General features: G+C 52.5%; 11 protein-coding genes. All 11 read left to right on the top strand.

Annotated features, from left to right (window positions below; translation table 11 throughout):
• Position 1 precedes the first annotated feature (1 nt).
• Complete coding sequence (locus tag JI741_RS00440; RefSeq protein WP_202006631.1) at positions 2–1,114, top strand: acyltransferase family protein; 1,113 nt, start codon at positions 2–4, stop codon at positions 1,112–1,114.
• A 21-nt stretch (positions 1,115–1,135) separates the two neighbouring features.
• The gene (locus JI741_RS00435) at positions 1,136–3,748 is read left to right on the top strand and encodes a family 20 glycosylhydrolase (RefSeq protein WP_202008069.1); all 2,613 of its coding nucleotides are present in this window, start codon (positions 1,136–1,138) and stop codon (positions 3,746–3,748) included.
• Positions 3,749–3,864: 116 nt separating this feature from the next.
• Entirely contained in the window at positions 3,865–4,716 is an 852-nt protein-coding gene (locus JI741_RS00430; protein WP_202006630.1) for an ROK family protein, read from the top strand.
• A gap of 430 nt (positions 4,717–5,146) precedes the next feature.
• Positions 5,147–8,548 carry a SusC/RagA family TonB-linked outer membrane protein gene (locus tag JI741_RS00425; RefSeq protein ID WP_236675806.1) on the top strand — a complete coding sequence of 1,134 codons (3,402 nt, stop codon included), beginning with the start codon at positions 5,147–5,149 and terminating at the stop codon, positions 8,546–8,548.
• Between the two features lie 22 nt (positions 8,549–8,570).
• Positions 8,571–10,217, top strand: coding sequence for a SusD/RagB family nutrient-binding outer membrane lipoprotein (locus tag JI741_RS00420; protein ID WP_202006629.1), 1,647 nt, complete (start codon positions 8,571–8,573; stop codon positions 10,215–10,217).
• Between the two features lie 159 nt (positions 10,218–10,376).
• Positions 10,377–11,642, top strand: coding sequence for a hypothetical protein (locus JI741_RS00415; protein ID WP_202006628.1), 1,266 nt, complete (start codon positions 10,377–10,379; stop codon positions 11,640–11,642).
• Positions 11,643–11,666: 24 nt separating this feature from the next.
• Positions 11,667–13,022: a PhoPQ-activated pathogenicity-related family protein gene (locus tag JI741_RS00410; protein ID WP_202006627.1), complete on the top strand. Its 1,356-nt coding sequence runs from the start codon at positions 11,667–11,669 to the stop codon at positions 13,020–13,022.
• Between the two features lie 6 nt (positions 13,023–13,028).
• The gene (locus tag JI741_RS00405) at positions 13,029–13,877 is read left to right on the top strand and encodes a glycerophosphodiester phosphodiesterase family protein (RefSeq protein ID WP_202006626.1); all 849 of its coding nucleotides are present in this window, start codon (positions 13,029–13,031) and stop codon (positions 13,875–13,877) included.
• A 7-nt stretch (positions 13,878–13,884) separates the two neighbouring features.
• Complete coding sequence (locus JI741_RS00400) at positions 13,885–14,730, top strand: glycerophosphodiester phosphodiesterase (RefSeq protein ID WP_202006625.1); 846 nt, start codon at positions 13,885–13,887, stop codon at positions 14,728–14,730.
• 4 nt (positions 14,731–14,734) lie between these two features.
• A complete protein-coding gene (locus JI741_RS00395; protein WP_202006624.1) occupies positions 14,735–16,093 on the top strand; it encodes a sialidase family protein in 1,359 nt (452 codons plus the stop codon).
• Complete coding sequence (locus JI741_RS00390) at positions 16,090–17,079, top strand: Gfo/Idh/MocA family protein (protein WP_202006623.1); 990 nt, start codon at positions 16,090–16,092, stop codon at positions 17,077–17,079. Before JI741_RS00395 ends, JI741_RS00390 begins: the two co-directional genes overlap by 4 nt.
• The last annotated feature ends 4 nt before the right edge of the window (positions 17,080–17,083 follow it).

Here is a 17,083-nt window from a genome sequence, read left to right as displayed (position 1 = left end):
TATGAACGACCTCACACCAACCGCCGTGCCGTCGCGGCTTACTTCGCTCGACGCCATGCGCGGCTTCACCATAGCGGCCATGATCCTGGTGAACTATCCTGGCAACGGTGAATTTATTTTTGAACCGCTGGAACACGCCGCCTGGAACGGGCTGACACCCACCGACCTCATCTTTCCCTTTTTTCTTTTCATCGTCGGGGTCTCCATTGTGCTGGCGTTTACAAAAGCAGTAGAACAAAACACACCGAAGAATGGACTTTACAAAAAGATCATCTTCCGTTCGCTGAAGCTTTTTGGCGTTGGACTTTTTCTGACGCTGTTGCCGCACTTTCATTTTTCGGAATTGCGCGTGACGGGTGTGTTGCAGCGCATCGCCATTGTGTTTATGGTGTGCTCGTTTCTGTTTCTGAACGCGTCGTTTCGCACGTTGGTGTGGATTGGAGCCGTGACGTTGGTGACCTATTGGCTCGCCATGTATCTCATTCCCACACCGGGGCAGGGCAAGGTGATGTTAGCGCCGGGCTATAATCTGGCGGCTTGGGTAGATAGCAAACTTTTGCCGGGCCGCATGTGGCAGGGTACGTGGGATCCCGAAGGCATTCTCAGCACCTTTCCCGCGATTGTGACGGGCATTGGAGGACTGTTGGCAGGCCACCTGCTGATGAGCAAACGAACGCCCTACGAAAAAGTGATTCTGTTGCTGGTCTGTGGTTTTGTTGCCGTGGTGATCGGCTATGTGTGGCACCTGGCATTTCCCGTCAATAAAAATCTTTGGTCAAGTTCTTTTGTGATGGTGACAGGCGGTTTGGCAGCGTTGGTGCTGGGCACTTCCTACTATCTGGTCGACATACGTGGCTACACCCGTGGCACATGGCCGGGCATCGTGTTCGGTGCCAATGCCATCGCGGTCTACTTCACGTCGGATGTTATTTCCTATCTGTTCTACCTGGTGCCCTTTGGCGGTGCGCCGTTGAACGAGCATTTCTTTTTGGCGCTCACACACGTAGCGGTAGCACCAAAGATTGCCAGCGTATTGTATGCGCTGTTGTTTGTGTGTATCAATTTTGTTACCGCATATATTTTGTATCGCAAGAAGATCTTCATAAAATTATAAAACCAGCGCTTGCCCGTGGCTATGAACGTTTTGAAACGCATTTTCTGTTTTGTGCTCCTTGTGTGTTGTGCCGCGTGCCAGCCAGGGAAAGATCCGCTCGACACGGCCAGCAAGATTGCCGTTCAGTGGGAAGTAGTCACCAACTTCACCGATCAGAAGGAAGTGTTCGATGCCCGCTTCGAAATCATAAACAACAGCGAGCAGGCGCTCGATGAAAAAAACTGGGCGCTCTTCTTTAGCATGGCCCCACGGAAGATTCTCGAAAACAAAACACCACAGCCTGCCATCCTGCACCACATCAATGGCGACTGGTATGTGTTGAAACCGGAGAAAGGTTTTTCGCTAGCGCCCGGAAAAGCAGTGGCGATAACCTATCGCGGCATAGAGGCCGTCATCAAAGAAACGGACCGTCCGTTGGGATTGTATTTTGTGTTTTATGATGACGAAGGTCACGAGAAGAAGATTGTGAACGTCACCGACTACACCTGCAAACCCTTTCTTCGCGCCGAGCAAATCAATCGCAACGAAAAAGACGAAGAGCCAATTCCGTCGGCAGCCCTGTCGTTCAAAAATAATCTGGAAATGACCGACGTCCCCGCGTCGGCACTCCAACCCATTCTTCCCACCCCCGTGCACTATGAAGCCGGTACAGACTCGGTTGACATCGACAACAAGTGGATCATTCACTACGGCAAGGGACTGGAACAGGAAGCGGCCTACCTCGCGAAGCATCTCAACGCTGCCACGGGCAAGGAATTTATAACCTCGATCGATGCGCCCAAGGGCAAATGCATTGTGCTCGAACAAAAGCCGCTCACGGTGAAAGGTGTTTCAAAGGAAGCCTATCATCTTGGTATAACGTCATCGGGTGTAGTCATCACGGGCAGCGATGCGGCGGGGGTGTTCTATGGCGTGCAGAGTTTGCGTGCGTGCATACCCTTAAAAAACTACGAGACAAAATCGGCTGGCGTCAGGCTTCGGCATATGCAGGTGGAGGATGCGCCGCGGTTTTCCTTTCGCGGACTACACCTGGATGTGAGCCGGAATTTTCAAACCAAAGAAACCATTCTGCGAACACTTGACCTGTTGTCATTCTACAAAATCAACCGCTTCCTGTTCTACACCACGGAAGACGAAGGCTGGCGCCTCGAAATTAAAGATCTTCCCGAGCTGACAGACGTTGGCGCACAACGGCAACACACATCAGGCAAAGAGGCTCCCGCGTTGCATCCGGCCTATGGCTCGGGGCCGTTTTCCAAGGAAGAAGGTCGCTATGGTCATGGCTATTATTCACGCGAAGACTTCATCGAAATTTTGAAGTATGCTGCCGAACGTCACATCAAGGTTATTCCCGAACTGAATTTTCCCGGTCATGCCCGCGCGGCCATCAAGGCGATGGAAGCACGATACGAACGCCTCATGAAAGAAGGCAAGGAAACCGAAGCAAACGAATATCGCCTCATCGATCCCGACGATCGTTCGGAGTATGAATCGGCGCAAGGCTACAGCGACAACGTGGTGAGCGTGGCGCGCGAGTCGGTGTTTCATTTCTACGAAAAGGTGGTAGACGAAATTGCCGCTACCTACAAAGATGCGGGCCTCACGCTGGACGAATTTCATACCGGTGGCGACGAAGTGGCCGAAGGCGCCTGGACGCGTTCGCCGCTGGCAGCCGAACTGCTGAAACAACATCCCGAAATCAGAGATCCGAAAAATCTGCAAACCTATTTTCTGCGCGAGCTGGTGAAGCGCCTGAAGTCGCGCAACCTGCAACTGGACGGCTGGGAGGAAGTGGCGCTGGTGAAAACGGAAAGCGGCAAGTATGAACCCAACCCCGAATTTGCCAAAGCCAACATTGTGCCCTACATCTGGAACAACATCTTTGACTATCCCGACCTGGGCTATCGCCTGGCCAACGCTGGCTATAACGTGGTGCTTTGCAACGTCTCGAATTTTTATTTCGACCTGGCCTACAGCAAAGATCCGCAGGAGCCCGGATTGTATTGGGCCGGCTTTGTGGACACACGCCACAGCTGGACCTTCGCACCCTTCGACATGTTTAAGACAACCAAGAAAAATTCGCTGGGCCAAAAGCTTGAACTGGAAGGCGTGGGCGACTACCCAAAAAACAAAATCATAGTAGAACACCTGAAGCCCGAAGCGCGCAAAAACATTCTGGGCCTTGAAGCGCAGGTGTGGTGCGAGACCGTGAAGGGCCGCGACATGCTGGAATACTACATGCTGCCAAAACTGATCGGCTTTGCCGAAAGCGCCTGGACGGCCGAGCGCACATGGGAAACCGTGGAGAACAGAACCCAACGCGAAGCCCTCATGCTGAAAGGCTGGAACGTGTTTGCCAACGCACTCGCAAAACGCGAGCTGCCGCGCCTTCACTATCTGAACGGCGGCTATCAATACCGCATTCCGCCACCGGGAGCGGTGCTGGAGAACGGAGAACTGAAAGCAAACACCGAATATCCGGGGCTCATCATTCGCTACACGACCGACGGAAGCGAACCGTCGTCTGCATCCACACGCTACGATGGCCCTGTGCAAGCCACGGGCACGGTGACCTTGCGGAGTTTCGATCGCGCCGGGCAGGCAAGCCGCAGTGTGAAAGCGACCGCAGAGTGACGACTACTTTACGCAAATTGAAGTTTTATTGACGCAAAGTTCTACGAGCGGACCGGCGTGTTGCAGTTAGTTTTGTTTACTTCGGGATCTCAACAGAACCGTTCAAAATCAATGTTATGAATATAGGGGTAGACTTGGGCGGCACCAACGTGCGGGCAGCCTTAGAAAGAAACGGAGATCTTCTTCATCCGCGCAAGGCGCGTTTCAACAACAAAGGTTCGTTGCACGAAACGCTCGACGAGTTGATGGACTTTATTCATCCCCTCATGACTCCCGATGTGAAAGGCATTGGCATTGGCGTGCCCTCGGTGGTAGACGTTGACAAAGGCATTGTGTTTAACGTGGCCAACATTCCCGCGTGGGAGCGTGTGCCGCTCAAAAACATCATGGAAGACCGTTTCCACGTGCCAGTGTTTGTGAACAACGACGTGAACTGTTTTGCCCTTGGCGAACACCGTTTTGGTGTGCTCAGAGGCGTGCGCAATGCGGTGGCCATTTCGTCGGGAACCGGCCTGGGCTGCGGCGTCATCATCAATCACCAGCTGTTCATGGGAAGCAACTGCGGCGCGGGTGAAATCGGCTTGCTCAAATACCTCGATCACAACATAGAATATTATGCCAGCGGAAACCTCTTCCGCGTAAAATATAACATCACCGGCGAAGAAGCCAGCCAACTGGCCCTGCAGGGCGACGTGGAAGCGTTGGCCTATTGGGAAGAGTTCGGTGTGCACATGGGGCAGGCTATCAAAAGCGTGCTCTATACCTACGACCCCGAAGCCATCGTGTTGGGCGGGTCGTTGTCGACAGCCTATGCGTTGTTCCGGGAATCGATGTTCCGGTCGCTCGAAGACTTTCTCTATCCCGAGTCGCTGAAGCGCCTCAAACTGTATCCGTCTCAAAATCCCAACGTGGCCCTGCTCGGTGCGGCCGCCCTCACCAACCAGAACGAGGCGATGTCGGTGTTGTGATCGTGTCGCTGTCTGTGTTGAAAGTGCAGTTGTAGTCCGTTTTATTCCGCAAAAAAGAAGTCATGTCCAAAGGTGTCGCAAGCTGGCACGGTTGCCGCCAACGCGCAACCGAGGGAGCATTTTGCGTCGTTCACCGGGTGTCATATAAAGAATTGAAAACCATTGTATTAAGTGAGTATTAAATAAACGACTCTTGCGCAAACCTTGCCTTGGTTAACGCAAAATGCGCGCACACGGTCCGTGATAAATGACGTCATTTAAATAAGCATCTTGCTGTAACCCGAAGTTGGAGCACTGAGGTAACGTGAAAGCTTGCAGAAAGAGGAGAATGAGAGATGCTTTTCGGCATACTGCAATCACGCTGATGAAATGAACATCAAAAGAAGAAACACAAACAATCCTAACTCTGAATATTTAACCCCCTTCTTCTATGAATGAGAAACTTTACAGTTTAAAAAAATGCAGGCGATTATTTTTCTCCTGGTGCATGGCCATGCTGCTTGCCAACAGCGCATGGGCCAACGTGCCGGCCGTCGAGGTGACGATTACCGGCCGAATTACATCGGCCGACGACGGCAGTTCACTACCCGGTGTGAACGTGTATCTGAAAGGAACACAAATAGGAACCATCACCGACTCTGATGGAAAGTATTCGCTCACCGCGCCCGACAATTCTGCGGTGATTGTATTCTCTTATATAGGATACACCACGCAGGAAGTTGCAGTTAGCGGAAGAACCAGCATCGACGTGGTGCTGCAACCCAGTGCCGAGTCGTTGGGTGAAGTGGTCGTGACGGCGTTGGGTATTAAGCGGGAAGAACAATCACTGGGCTATTCCGTGGGCAAGTTGAAAGGCGACGACATGACGCGCGTCGTGCAGGAGAACGTGTTGAACGGCATGGCGGCAAGAGTTCCCGGCGTAACGATCAACTCTACCGGTGCCGCTGGCTCTTCGGTGAGAATGACCATCCGCGGAACAAAATCATTGGTTGGTGACAACCAACCGCTTTTTGTGATCGATGGTGTGCCCATTGTAAACACGTCGAACAACATTGGTCAGGTGGGAAATGACAACCGCGTGGATTATGGTAACGCGATTGCCGACATCAACCCCGAAAACATTGAAAGCATGACGGTGTTGAAAGGCCCCAGCGCTGCGGCGTTATACGGGTCACGCGCTGGTAACGGCGTGGTTATCATCACCACAAAAAGTGGTGGCAATGCAAAGAAAGTAACGGTGAATGTAACGTCGAACACGGTGTTCGATGTGCCTTATAAGTATCTGAAAATGCACAGCAAGTTTGCTACAGGCGTGCTGCCCTTCACGCCGGATAACAATCCCTATCCCGGAGGCGTGTTGCAAATCGACGAAGCATCGGCCGGTGGCGTAGGTCCGCAATTGGACATGGGCTACAATGCCATTCAGTGGAACAGCCCTCTGGACGCAAACGGCGATCCTATTGCCACACCGCTCACATCGCATCCGAACAACGTAAAGAATTTTGTGCAGAACGGCATCACTACAACGAATGGCGTTTCGGTTGCTAACAACTCGCAGATGGGCACCTACCGGTTGTCATATTCCAACATGTCGAGCCGTGGCCTCGTGCCGGGTTCTGATTTGTTTAAGAACACGCTTGACCTGAACACGTCGGTGAATGTGCACAAGAACCTTAAGATCAGCACAAACCTGGATTTCACACGCAACAACTCCAACAACAGACCCAGCACAAATCGCGGCACAAATCCGTTGCAATGGGCGTATGCTGTTTCTCCCCACATCGACATTCGCGACATGAAAGACTATTGGGTGAAAGGTCAGGAAGGAATACAACAGCTGACACAGGACAATGCAGCTGGTGAATACAACAACCCGTATTTCCTGGCGCATGAAGTAAAGAACGCCTTCGAACGCAACCGTGTCTATGGTAACCTGAAGGCAGAGTGGCAAATCACACCCGAATTCAGTTTTATGGGACGTTATGCACTTGATACCTATAAGGAGACCCGTGAAACAAAGATCGGTTATAGCTATACAGGTGAATCACGCGGTGCCTATGGGATAAACGACATTACACAATATGAAAGAAACGCCGACTTCCTGGCAACCTACAAGAAGGAGTTAGGGGCATTGAGCGTCACAGCATCAATTGGTGGAAATGCCCGTACGTATAAATTCAGCACTGTCAGCGCGCAGACCAGGAATGGCACTGGGTTGACCATTCCAGGGCTCTACACACTATCGAACATCGCGCCATCGAATCTTCAGTATGGAAACTTCCGCAGCGAGAAGGCGATCTACAGCTTCTACGGTCTCTTGAACTTGGGATATAAGGACATGATATTCTTAGATATCACCGGACGTAACGACCGGGCAAGTTCTTTGCCGAAAGAAAACAGATCTTATTTTTATCCTTCTGCGTCGCTTAGTGTTTTGTTGAACGAAATGTTTAAAATGCCCAATAGCATCAGCTTGCTAAAATTGAGAGGTGGAGTGGCACAAGCCGGTAACGACGCCGATCCATATCAACTGATAAACATTCTGGACCCCGCTGAAGCGTGGGGCGACATCACCCGGCTGACGAAGTCAGGAACAATTTTTATTCCGGATCTGAAACCGGAGAAGGCAACGTCTTACGAATACGGGTTCGACCTGAATATGTTTGCCAATCGTATTCGTTTCGGTGCTACGTATTATTATCTGCAGAACCGAAACCAAATATTGGCTAACTCGGTGACCCCATCATCAGGGTTTGATGCCATGAAATTTAACGCAGGCTTGGTAGTAAGTAAAGGCATAGAGCTGGCGCTGGGTGGAACGGTCATTGAAAAGGGCGATCTCCGTCTGGATGTGAATGCCAATTTTTCGAAGAACGTTTCGATCATAGAGGACCTCGCCGAAGGTCAGGATGTTTTTACATTTTGGGAAGATGCCAAAGGTGGCGCCCGTACCTATGTCGGCGACAAGATCGGCGATTTGTATGATGCGGAACTGGTGACCGTGACAGACAAAGAATCGCCCTACTATGGATATCCTATTCTGGATGAAAACGGTTCCTGGCAAAATGTGAGCTCGGCCAATTCGAAAAACAAGATCGGAAACTTCAATCCAGATTTTATTGTGGGTATGCAGACGTCGCTAAGCTACAAACGCTTCTCGCTGAACCTTTCCTTCGACTGGAGAAGTGGTGGACAATTTGTGTCGCAAACCTATCGCTACAGCGAGTCGGATTTGAAATCACAACGCTTCCTCGACATGCTTATCAATCCCGGAAATCTTTCGGGCGATGCACTGCGCAATTATTTGGTGGATAACGACCTGGTTAGAGTTCAGGATCACTTCAACATTGTAGGTGGCCCTACGGCTGAGTATGGTGGATTCCCCTTTGAGTATGGCGGAAGCACCTATCCCTACGGCGTTTTCAACCCTGGTGTTATTGCACAATATGATGGCGATGGAAACATCACCGGATATACCGAAAACTTAGGCGGTCCCGATACCAAGATCATTCCTTATGGCGACAACTATCCCTGGGATTTCATGAAGGCCGCTACATTTGATGCATCGTTCATCAAGCTGAGAGAAATTTCCCTTGGCTATGCCATTCCTACCACGTTGGTAAAACGCCTGGGATTGCAAAACGCAAGTATTTCCCTGTATAGCAGAAACATCATGCTTTGGACAAAGGCGAAAATCGGTGTTGATCCTGAAACGGCTTTCCAGCAGGAGTCCAGCGTTCGCGCAGGTACGCAGTTCAAACAAGGTATCGAACGCTATAACGTGACACCTTGGACAATCCCTGTGGGGTTCAAGCTTAACTTAACTTTTTAATACTCCTAAATTATAAACTAGTATGAATAAAAAATTTAGAGTACTCGTTTTGGTCCTTCCGCTTTTCTTACTGTCTTGTAAAGATCTGACGGAATTGAACGTGAATACAAATGGTGTTCAGCCAAGCGTTGTGAATCCAAACCTTGTGTTTCCAACAGTAGTTACGGAAACAGCAAAAGCATTTGTGAACCTTGGTTATATGAACATTGCCGGCGTGGTGCAACACACGCAAAAGGACGCATGGTCCAGCGAACACAACGATTACGATTGGGGTGGAAGTCAGGATTGGAGACCATATTATAAGATCCTTGTGAATAACAAGCTTGTCTACGACAGAGCAACCGAATTGGGATATGAATTTCATCAGGGGGCGTCACTGGTTATGAAGGCCATGTTGTTTGGATTGATTACCGACCTCTGGGGCGATGCACCCTATACCGGAGCCATCAAGGGCGACGAAGGCATGGAGAATTTGCAACCTCAGTTCGATACACAGGAATTTATTTATGACGCGATTATCGCTGACCTGGAAGCCGCCAACACATTGTTGTCGAAGAACAAAGGTGACTATGTTGGAATCGACGGCAACGTGGATGTTCTCTACGAGGGTGATCCCGCGGCATGGAGAAAGCTCGCGAACTCATTGCTGCTGCGCTACTACATGCGCATCTCGGTGAAGAAAGCCGCCGTTGCCAAGGCAGGCATCGAAAAGATCGTGGCCAATCCTTCGCAATATCCCCTCATCACTTCGGCCGACGAAGATGCTGCGATGCCTTTCACAGGCAACAGCCCCGATACATCATGGCCCGCCAGCACAGCGTTCGATCCCAGCGAAAGCAACTACAAGAGAATAAAAATGGCCGCCACACTGGTGGAAAGACTGCAGGAAATTAACGACCCACGCCTGGGTGTGTGGGCACAGAAAGTTGAGATTCCATTGGAAGTGAGTGCTGCGTTTCCTGCGGGCACAGACGAGATTGTTGAAGTCAATGGCAAAAAAGTGCGTCACTTGTCGCCCGACAAGGTAGGGACCACACAGATCGATACCGATCCTGAGTATGTTGGATTGCCCACCAGTTTTTCGGCCTTGCCTTCGGCCTACAATCTGAACCCTACACCCGGTCAGACGTCAAACAATCCGCACGTATCGTTTCTGAACGAAATGTATAAAGAACCAGCAGGCGATCTGTTGAAAGCACGCCTGGTATCGGCTGCAGAAGTTCATTTCATCCTGGCGGAAGCTGCCTTGAAGGGCTGGGCTGCCGGCGATGCCGAAGAACACTACAACGCTGCCATCGAAGCCTCTTTCGAAACATGGGGTGTTTCCGACGACCTCGGCGACTACATGGCTGGTGCTGACGTAGCCTACAACGGCACGTTAGAACAAATCATCGAGCAGAAATGGATTGCCAGCTGGACGGCAGCAACGGAAGCGTGGTTTGACTACAGACGCACCGGACTTCCCGACCTGAAGGCCGGCCCCGCAGCAAAACGCGATGTGCTCCCCGTACGATTCTATTATGTGAAGGAAGAACTGTTGTTGAACGAAAGCAACACCATGTCGGCCATCGACAAACTGGAAATCACCGGCTACTCACAAGCCGATGCCAAAAACAGCGCATGGTCCAAACCTTGGCTGTTGCAAGGCACAGGCAAGCCCTGGAATTAGAATTTCATAGTTGGGTTATAAAAAAGGAAAATAGCGGAGCGTCCCTCCGCTATTTTTTTACTGACGCGTTTTCACGTTTCATTTACGCGATATACGAATGAACCACCCGGGTATGCTGCTATTTTTAACACACGCCACCAGACCATGACCCTTCGCACCATGAACCTAAAGCTCCTTCTCTTCTGCGCCGCCGCCATGTTCGCGTCGTCGGCTGTGGGTCAGGCCCTCAAGGCGGCCGCCGCGGTTCGCATTATCACACCCGATCCGCTGTTGCCGGTGTCGGGCGGCATCGGAACACCAAAGCCGTCTACCCTGAAGAAAGGCGATCTGTTTGTGCGGGCCATGGTGTTGGAAAAAGGAGGAACACGCGTCGCCATTGTCAGTGTCGATAACCTGGGGTGGTCGTCGGTGCTGGGCGACCGGTCGCGCGCGCTCATCAAAGGCATTCCGCCGGAAAACATTCTGATTGGCGCCACCCACACCCACAGCGCACCCGATGCCTACGGATTTCCGGATGAAACGGGAACATCGCATGCCGATTTGAAATACCTCGATCGTTGCGTGACGCTCATCGCCGAGGCGGTGAACGACGCCGTGGCGAAGCTGGAACCGGCGGTGTTGAAAATTGCCGTGGGCGAAGCAAAAGGAAAAATTGCCTATAACTATTACGCCGACAAACTCTACGACCCGCGCTGTGGTGTTATCCAGGCCGTGGGCGTGTCGGGGAAGAATAAAGACAAAGTCATCGTCACACTGGTGAACTATGCCGTGCACCCCGAAGTGATCGGGTCGGGGCAAGGCATTCTCAGTCCTGATTTGTGCGGGCCGCTCTGTGCCAGCATCGAGGCGCGTGTCGGCGGTGTGGCGTTGTTTATGAACGGCGCACAAGGCGGCATGGTCACGGCCGACGTGCGGCTGCCCGATGGCAAAGAGGCCAACACCTGGGAAGAATGCACCCGCATTGGCACCCTGCTGGCCGACGAAGCCCTGCGCATTGTAGGAACGGCCAGCGTGCAAAACGATCCCGTGCTGCGGTGTGCATCACGCAACGTGTCGTTTCCCGTAGAGTCGGAAATGATGCGCTACATCCTGGAACACTCACCGCTCAACATGCCACCGCTGAAAAACAACAGCATCACCACACGGCTCAACTACCTGCAAATCGGAACCGCCAGCGTGCTCACCATACCCGGCGAAGCTTTGCCCAACATCGGCTTCTACATCAAACGGAATATGCACACCGACCATCCGTTTCTCTTCGGCCTCACCAACGACGCCTTTGGCTACATCCTCACCAAAGTGGACTTCAACAGCTTTGCACGCTACGACTACGTGAGCCGCACAAGCCTCGGAGAAATGACCGGCGAAATCTATATTGCCGAAGTGTTGAAGTGGCTGGACGAAGACCGGAAAATAAAAAAATGAACAAACGTTAAAGCATAAAGAAACATGAAAAAGACATTATCATCTCTGGTTTGTATCGTGCTGTTGATGGCCTGCAGTGGTGCGGCCGTGGCGCAACTCACGCCCACCAACGCGTTGCAAGGTTACCTGAACAACGGCGACAAGATTTTTCGATGGGAAGTAAAAGACAGCTATACCATAGGCGATGTGAAAGCCTACAGCCTGTTGCTCATCTCGCAGCAATGGCACGAATATGTGTGGACGCACCAGTTAACGATTCTTGTGCCTGCCGAAAATAAATACGACGGCGCAATGTTGTTCATCACCGGCGGCAGCAACAAAAAAGGTGTGCCCAACTGGTCAAGCCAGGGCGACGAATTTCACAAGACGATGGCCGGTGTGGCGCAGAAAAACAAAGCCATCGTGGCGGTGCTGCGTCAAACGCCCAACCAACCCCTCTATGGCGACCTCACCGAAGATGCGCTGATCTCGTTCACGCTTCACAACTTCAAAGAAGACGGCGACTACTCCTGGCCCTTGCTGTTCCCCATGGTGAAAAGCGCCGTGCGCGCCATGGACGCCGTGCAGGCCTTCGCGAAAGAAACATTGAAACACGACGTGAACCGCTTCGTGGTGTCGGGTGCCTCCAAGCGTGGCTGGACCACGTGGCTCACAGGTGCAAACGATGCGCGTGTGGCGGCCATCGCGCCGATGGTGATCGACATCCTGAATATGCCGGTGAACCTGGAATACCAGATCACGATGTGGAAAGCCTATAGCGTGCAGATCGAAGACTATGTGAAGCTGGGTATCCCCCAAAACTCACGCTCCGAAAAAGGCGAAGCCATCACCACGATGGTTGATCCCTATTCGTATCGCAAAAAATTAACCATGCCCAAAATGCTCTTCATGGGCACCAACGACGAATACTGGACGGTAGACGCCATCAAACATTATATCGACAGCATACCCGGTCAGAACTTCGTGCACTATGTGCCCAACGTGGGCCACGACCTGGGCGACAAGAAACAAGCCCTTACTGCACTCAGCGCTTTCTTTGGCGAAACCCTGATGCATGCACCGTATCCCTTGTGCGCACCACAGCTGACCTACAACAAAAAAGGCATCACCCTCAGCGTGAAAGCATCGGCCGATCAGCTGGTCGACGCCATCCTGTGGACCACCGAATCGACCGACACCGATTTCCGCGACGAGAAATGGACGGGCAAAAGCCTGGGTCTGAAAAAGAAAACGGACCTGGTCACCTCGAAGCAGGCGTTCCCCCCTAAGGGCTACCGTGCGTTTTATCTTGATCTGAAATACAAAGATCCCAACGGCGGCGAATACACCGAGAGCACCCGCATGTATGTGGCCGACAACGACGAAGTATTTGTAAAGTAACACCCCATGCGCCAGCGTCTCATAGTTTTTCTTTTTTGTTTACTTCTTCCCATTGCCGGGTGGACGCAGAAGCAACACGTGGATGCCATACGCCGCGTGTTGCTCGATCCGGCAGGTCGCGTGTTGGTGGCGGCACATCGTGCAGAGCATCATCGCTACCCTGAAAATTCGCTCAAGGCCATTCAGGCCGCCATCGATCTGGGCGTCGACATTGTGGAGATTGACGTGAAGGTGTCGAAAGACGGTGTGCCGTTTCTCATGCACGACAAAACCATGGACCGCACCACCAACGGAAAAGGCGACCCGGAAGAATTGACGTGGAGCGAGCTGCAAAAGTTTGTCATCATCGACAAAGGCAAACGCACAGCGCTCAAAATTCCGTCGCTCGAAGAAGCGCTGGGTGTGGCCGAAGGAAAAATTCTGGTAGACCTCGATTTGAAAACCGATCGCATCGAGAGCATTCTGAAAGTGATCCGGAAAACCGAAACAAAAGACATCGTATTTTTCTTCGACAGCGACTATGCCATACTTTCGGCCATTCACAAAGCCGATCCCGACTTCATGATCATGCCACGTGCGCATCGCTACACAGAGACCGACTCGGCCATCGTGCTGTTCGATCCGCCCGTGGTGCACATCGACGAATCGTTCTATTCGCCCGAAACGATACAGCTCATCAAAGAAAGTTATGCGCGTGCGTGGATCAATGCGTTGGGCCAGCCCGACGACGACATCCGGAAGGGAAAAGAAAAACGTGCCTTAAAGAAATTATTGGAACACGGCGCCAGCATCATTCAAACCGACGAACCCGAAAAAGTGATGAAGGCGTTGGCGGAAAACGGTTGGGAGCAATGATGCGCGTATGAAAGTGCTAAAGACGTTACGCGATCAGAAAATGCTGGCCATTGCATTTGCGGGCATGACCTTGCTTTCGTATGTGGTGAGCGTGAAACATGTGGCACGCCCGCCGCTGGTGTCCGCACACCGCGGCGCATCAAGACAGGCCCCCGAAAATACACTCGCAGCCTTTGAGGTCGCCATGGCAATGAAAGCCGACTTCCTCGAAGTAGACGTGCGCACCACGGCCGACGGTGCACAAGTGTGTCTTCACGACAGATCACTAAAACGCACCACCGGAAAAGACGCGGCCGTGAACACCGTGACCTTGCACGACATTCAAAATCTTTCCGCGGGAAAGTGGTTCGATAAAAAATTTGCCAAAGAAAAAGTGCCGACATTTGAAGCCCTGTGCGAATTGGTTAGCCGTCACAACAAAACATCGTCGCACTATAGCCGGCTGTATGTCGACAGCAAAGACATCAACGCACGCGAAGTGGTGAACACCCTTCAGCGCTACAACCTGCTGGACTCCGCCGTTTTCTATGGCGACGAAAAAACATTACAAGCGGTTCGCGGAGAATCTAGTCACGCGCGCCTCATGCCGGGTCACCCGGGCGTTGCGCGTGAAGCGGAGGTGATTGCCAGCCTGAAACCCTATGCGTTCGATGTAGACTTTCGCGCCCTGAATGCCGACCTCGTGAGTCGCTGCCATGCCGCCGGCGTCCGCGTGTTCTCCGATCTGCTCGACGAGAACGACACCCCCCAGGCCTATGAGCGCGCCCTGCACCTGGGCATCGATCTCATTCAAACCGACGACGTGGCTGCAGTGAAAAAAACACTGGCCCTAAACCAAAAAGAAGTGAAGTAACCCCATGATACACCCGAGAACCTTAGTCATCCTGTTGTGCGTGCTGGCAGCATCAGCCTGCAAACCATCGCGACATACCACGCAACCTACCGACACCTTGCAGTCGGCTATTATTTTTCCCTTCCAGGATCAACACGTGCATGGCTCCACCGTGGTGGAGTTGCCCAACGGCGATTTGCTTTCGGCGTGGTTTCAAGGTTCGGGCGAGCGGTGGGCCGACGACGTGCGCATCGTGGGGTCGCGCCTCGTAAAAGGAGATACCACATGGTCGCCCGTGTTCACCATGGCCGATGTGGATGGCTTCCCCGACATCAACCCCATTCTGTTCATGGACCGTCAACACAAGCTTTGGCTCATGTGGTATGCCGTGCTGGCCAACCAATGGGAAACGTCTTTGTTGTTATATCAGTGCAGCGAAAAATATGATCAGCCGGGCGCGCCCGAGTGGACGGGCCACAACGTGTTGCTGGTGAAAGCCGGCGACAAAACGGAGCGGGGCATTCAACCAAACGACAAGTTTGTGCGGCAGGTAGACGATCAGTTGCTGCAATATGAAGCCTATTTGAAAACGTCGGTGCTGCCTCAAACAGCCGACAGCGCCAAAGCTCTGCTGATGAGCGACTGGAAAGCCTACCGCCGGAAAATGGACAGCCTTTCGCGCGGCGCCAACATGCTGCGAAGCGGACGAATAACCGACGACGCCCACGACACCTCTGCCAAGCTGGGCTACCCGTTGACACGACGACTGGGCTGGCAAACAAAAAACAAAGCAGTCTACGTAGGCAATCGTTTGATCCTGCCGCTGTATTCGGACGGCTTTGACGGTTCGCTCTTTGCCCTATCTGACGACGACGGCGCGCATTGGCAATACAGCAACCCCATCCTGGGCGGCGTGGGCATTCAGCCGACCATCGCCATCAAAAAAGACAGCACACTGGTGGCCTACCTCCGCGACAACGGACCGCCACCCCTGCGCATGCAACGCACCGAGTCGCACGACCGCGGCCTGACCTGGAGCATCGCCAAAGACGACATCCTTCCCAACCCCGGCGCAGGCTTCGACATGGTGACACTTCCCAACGGCGAATGGCTCATGGTGTTTAATGACACGGAAGTGGAACGCTTCAACCTCGCCGTCGCCATCTCTGACGACGAAGGCGCAACGTGGAAATGGAAACGCAACATCGAGAACGATACACGCACAAAAGACGCAACCTCCAGCCACTATCCTTCCGTGATTGTGGGCGCCGATGGAATCATTCACGTGGTGTACAGCTATCACCGCGACGATGTGAAGCCGGGCAAGACTATAAAATATGTTTCTTTTCCTGTAGATTGGGTGAAAGCAACAACACAACCATGATACACGTCGCCATTGTTGGATTCGGATTTATGGGCATCACACATGCCGCCAACGTTCTGCGCAACAAACGCCTGAAGCTGCAAGCCATTGTGACGCGTCACCCGAATGATATTGACGAACGTCTCAATGCACAAACCGGAAATTTCTCGACCGGCGATGTGAACCTCGACGACCTTCGACAGGTGAAACGCTACACGTCGCTACAGGAATGTCTGCGCAACGAAACCATCGACATCGTGCAACTTTGTGTGCACACCGACCTGCACTTCACCCTGGCCATGGAAGCGATGGAGCACGGTCGCCATGTGTTCATCGAAAAACCGATGAGTCTTGTGCCCGACGAAGCACGCGCCATGATGCAGAAGGCAAAAGAAAAAAACGTGAAGCTCATGGTGGGCCACGTGGTGCGCTTCATGCCGCCCTATGTGAAACTGAAAAGCTGGATCGACAACAAAACCTTTGGTGCACTGAAATTTATTTCGCTGACACGCTTCACCGGCCTGCCCGCATGGGGACAATGGAAAGAAAAACAACAACACTTCGGATCGTCGGGTGGCGCCTTGTTCGACCTGGTGATCCACGACATCGACTTTCTTTTTTACGCCCTGGGCGAACCTGAAAAAATTAACGCACAGGCCTATCCCGGCACACTGAGCATGCACGACTATGTGGTGGCGCACTGGCACTACCCCGAAGCCCATGCAAAAATTGAAGGCGGCAACCTATTTCATTCCGCATTTCCGTTTCAGGCCGGCTACATGGCGCGCTTCGAAAACGCCAGTGTGCAATATGCCAGCCTGCGCCCGGAACACATCGATATCGTTACAGACGAAGGCATCGAAAAAATAACCGCGGGCGATGCCGGCGAAGGCTTCTACGACGAGATCGACTATTTCGCCACGTGCGTGGAACAGAACGTGGAGCCCACGCGTTGCCTCCCGCAATCTTCTTTGCGGACCCTTGAACTTTGTTACGCTCACCTTTAGGATG

It is taken from the genome of Chryseolinea lacunae (genome assembly GCF_016735595.1).
GTDB classification, from domain to species: Bacteria; Bacteroidota; Bacteroidia; order Cytophagales; family Cyclobacteriaceae; genus Chryseolinea; species Chryseolinea lacunae.
Note: the sequence above shows the minus strand (reverse complement) of the source record. Positions and strands in the feature narration are given on the sequence as shown.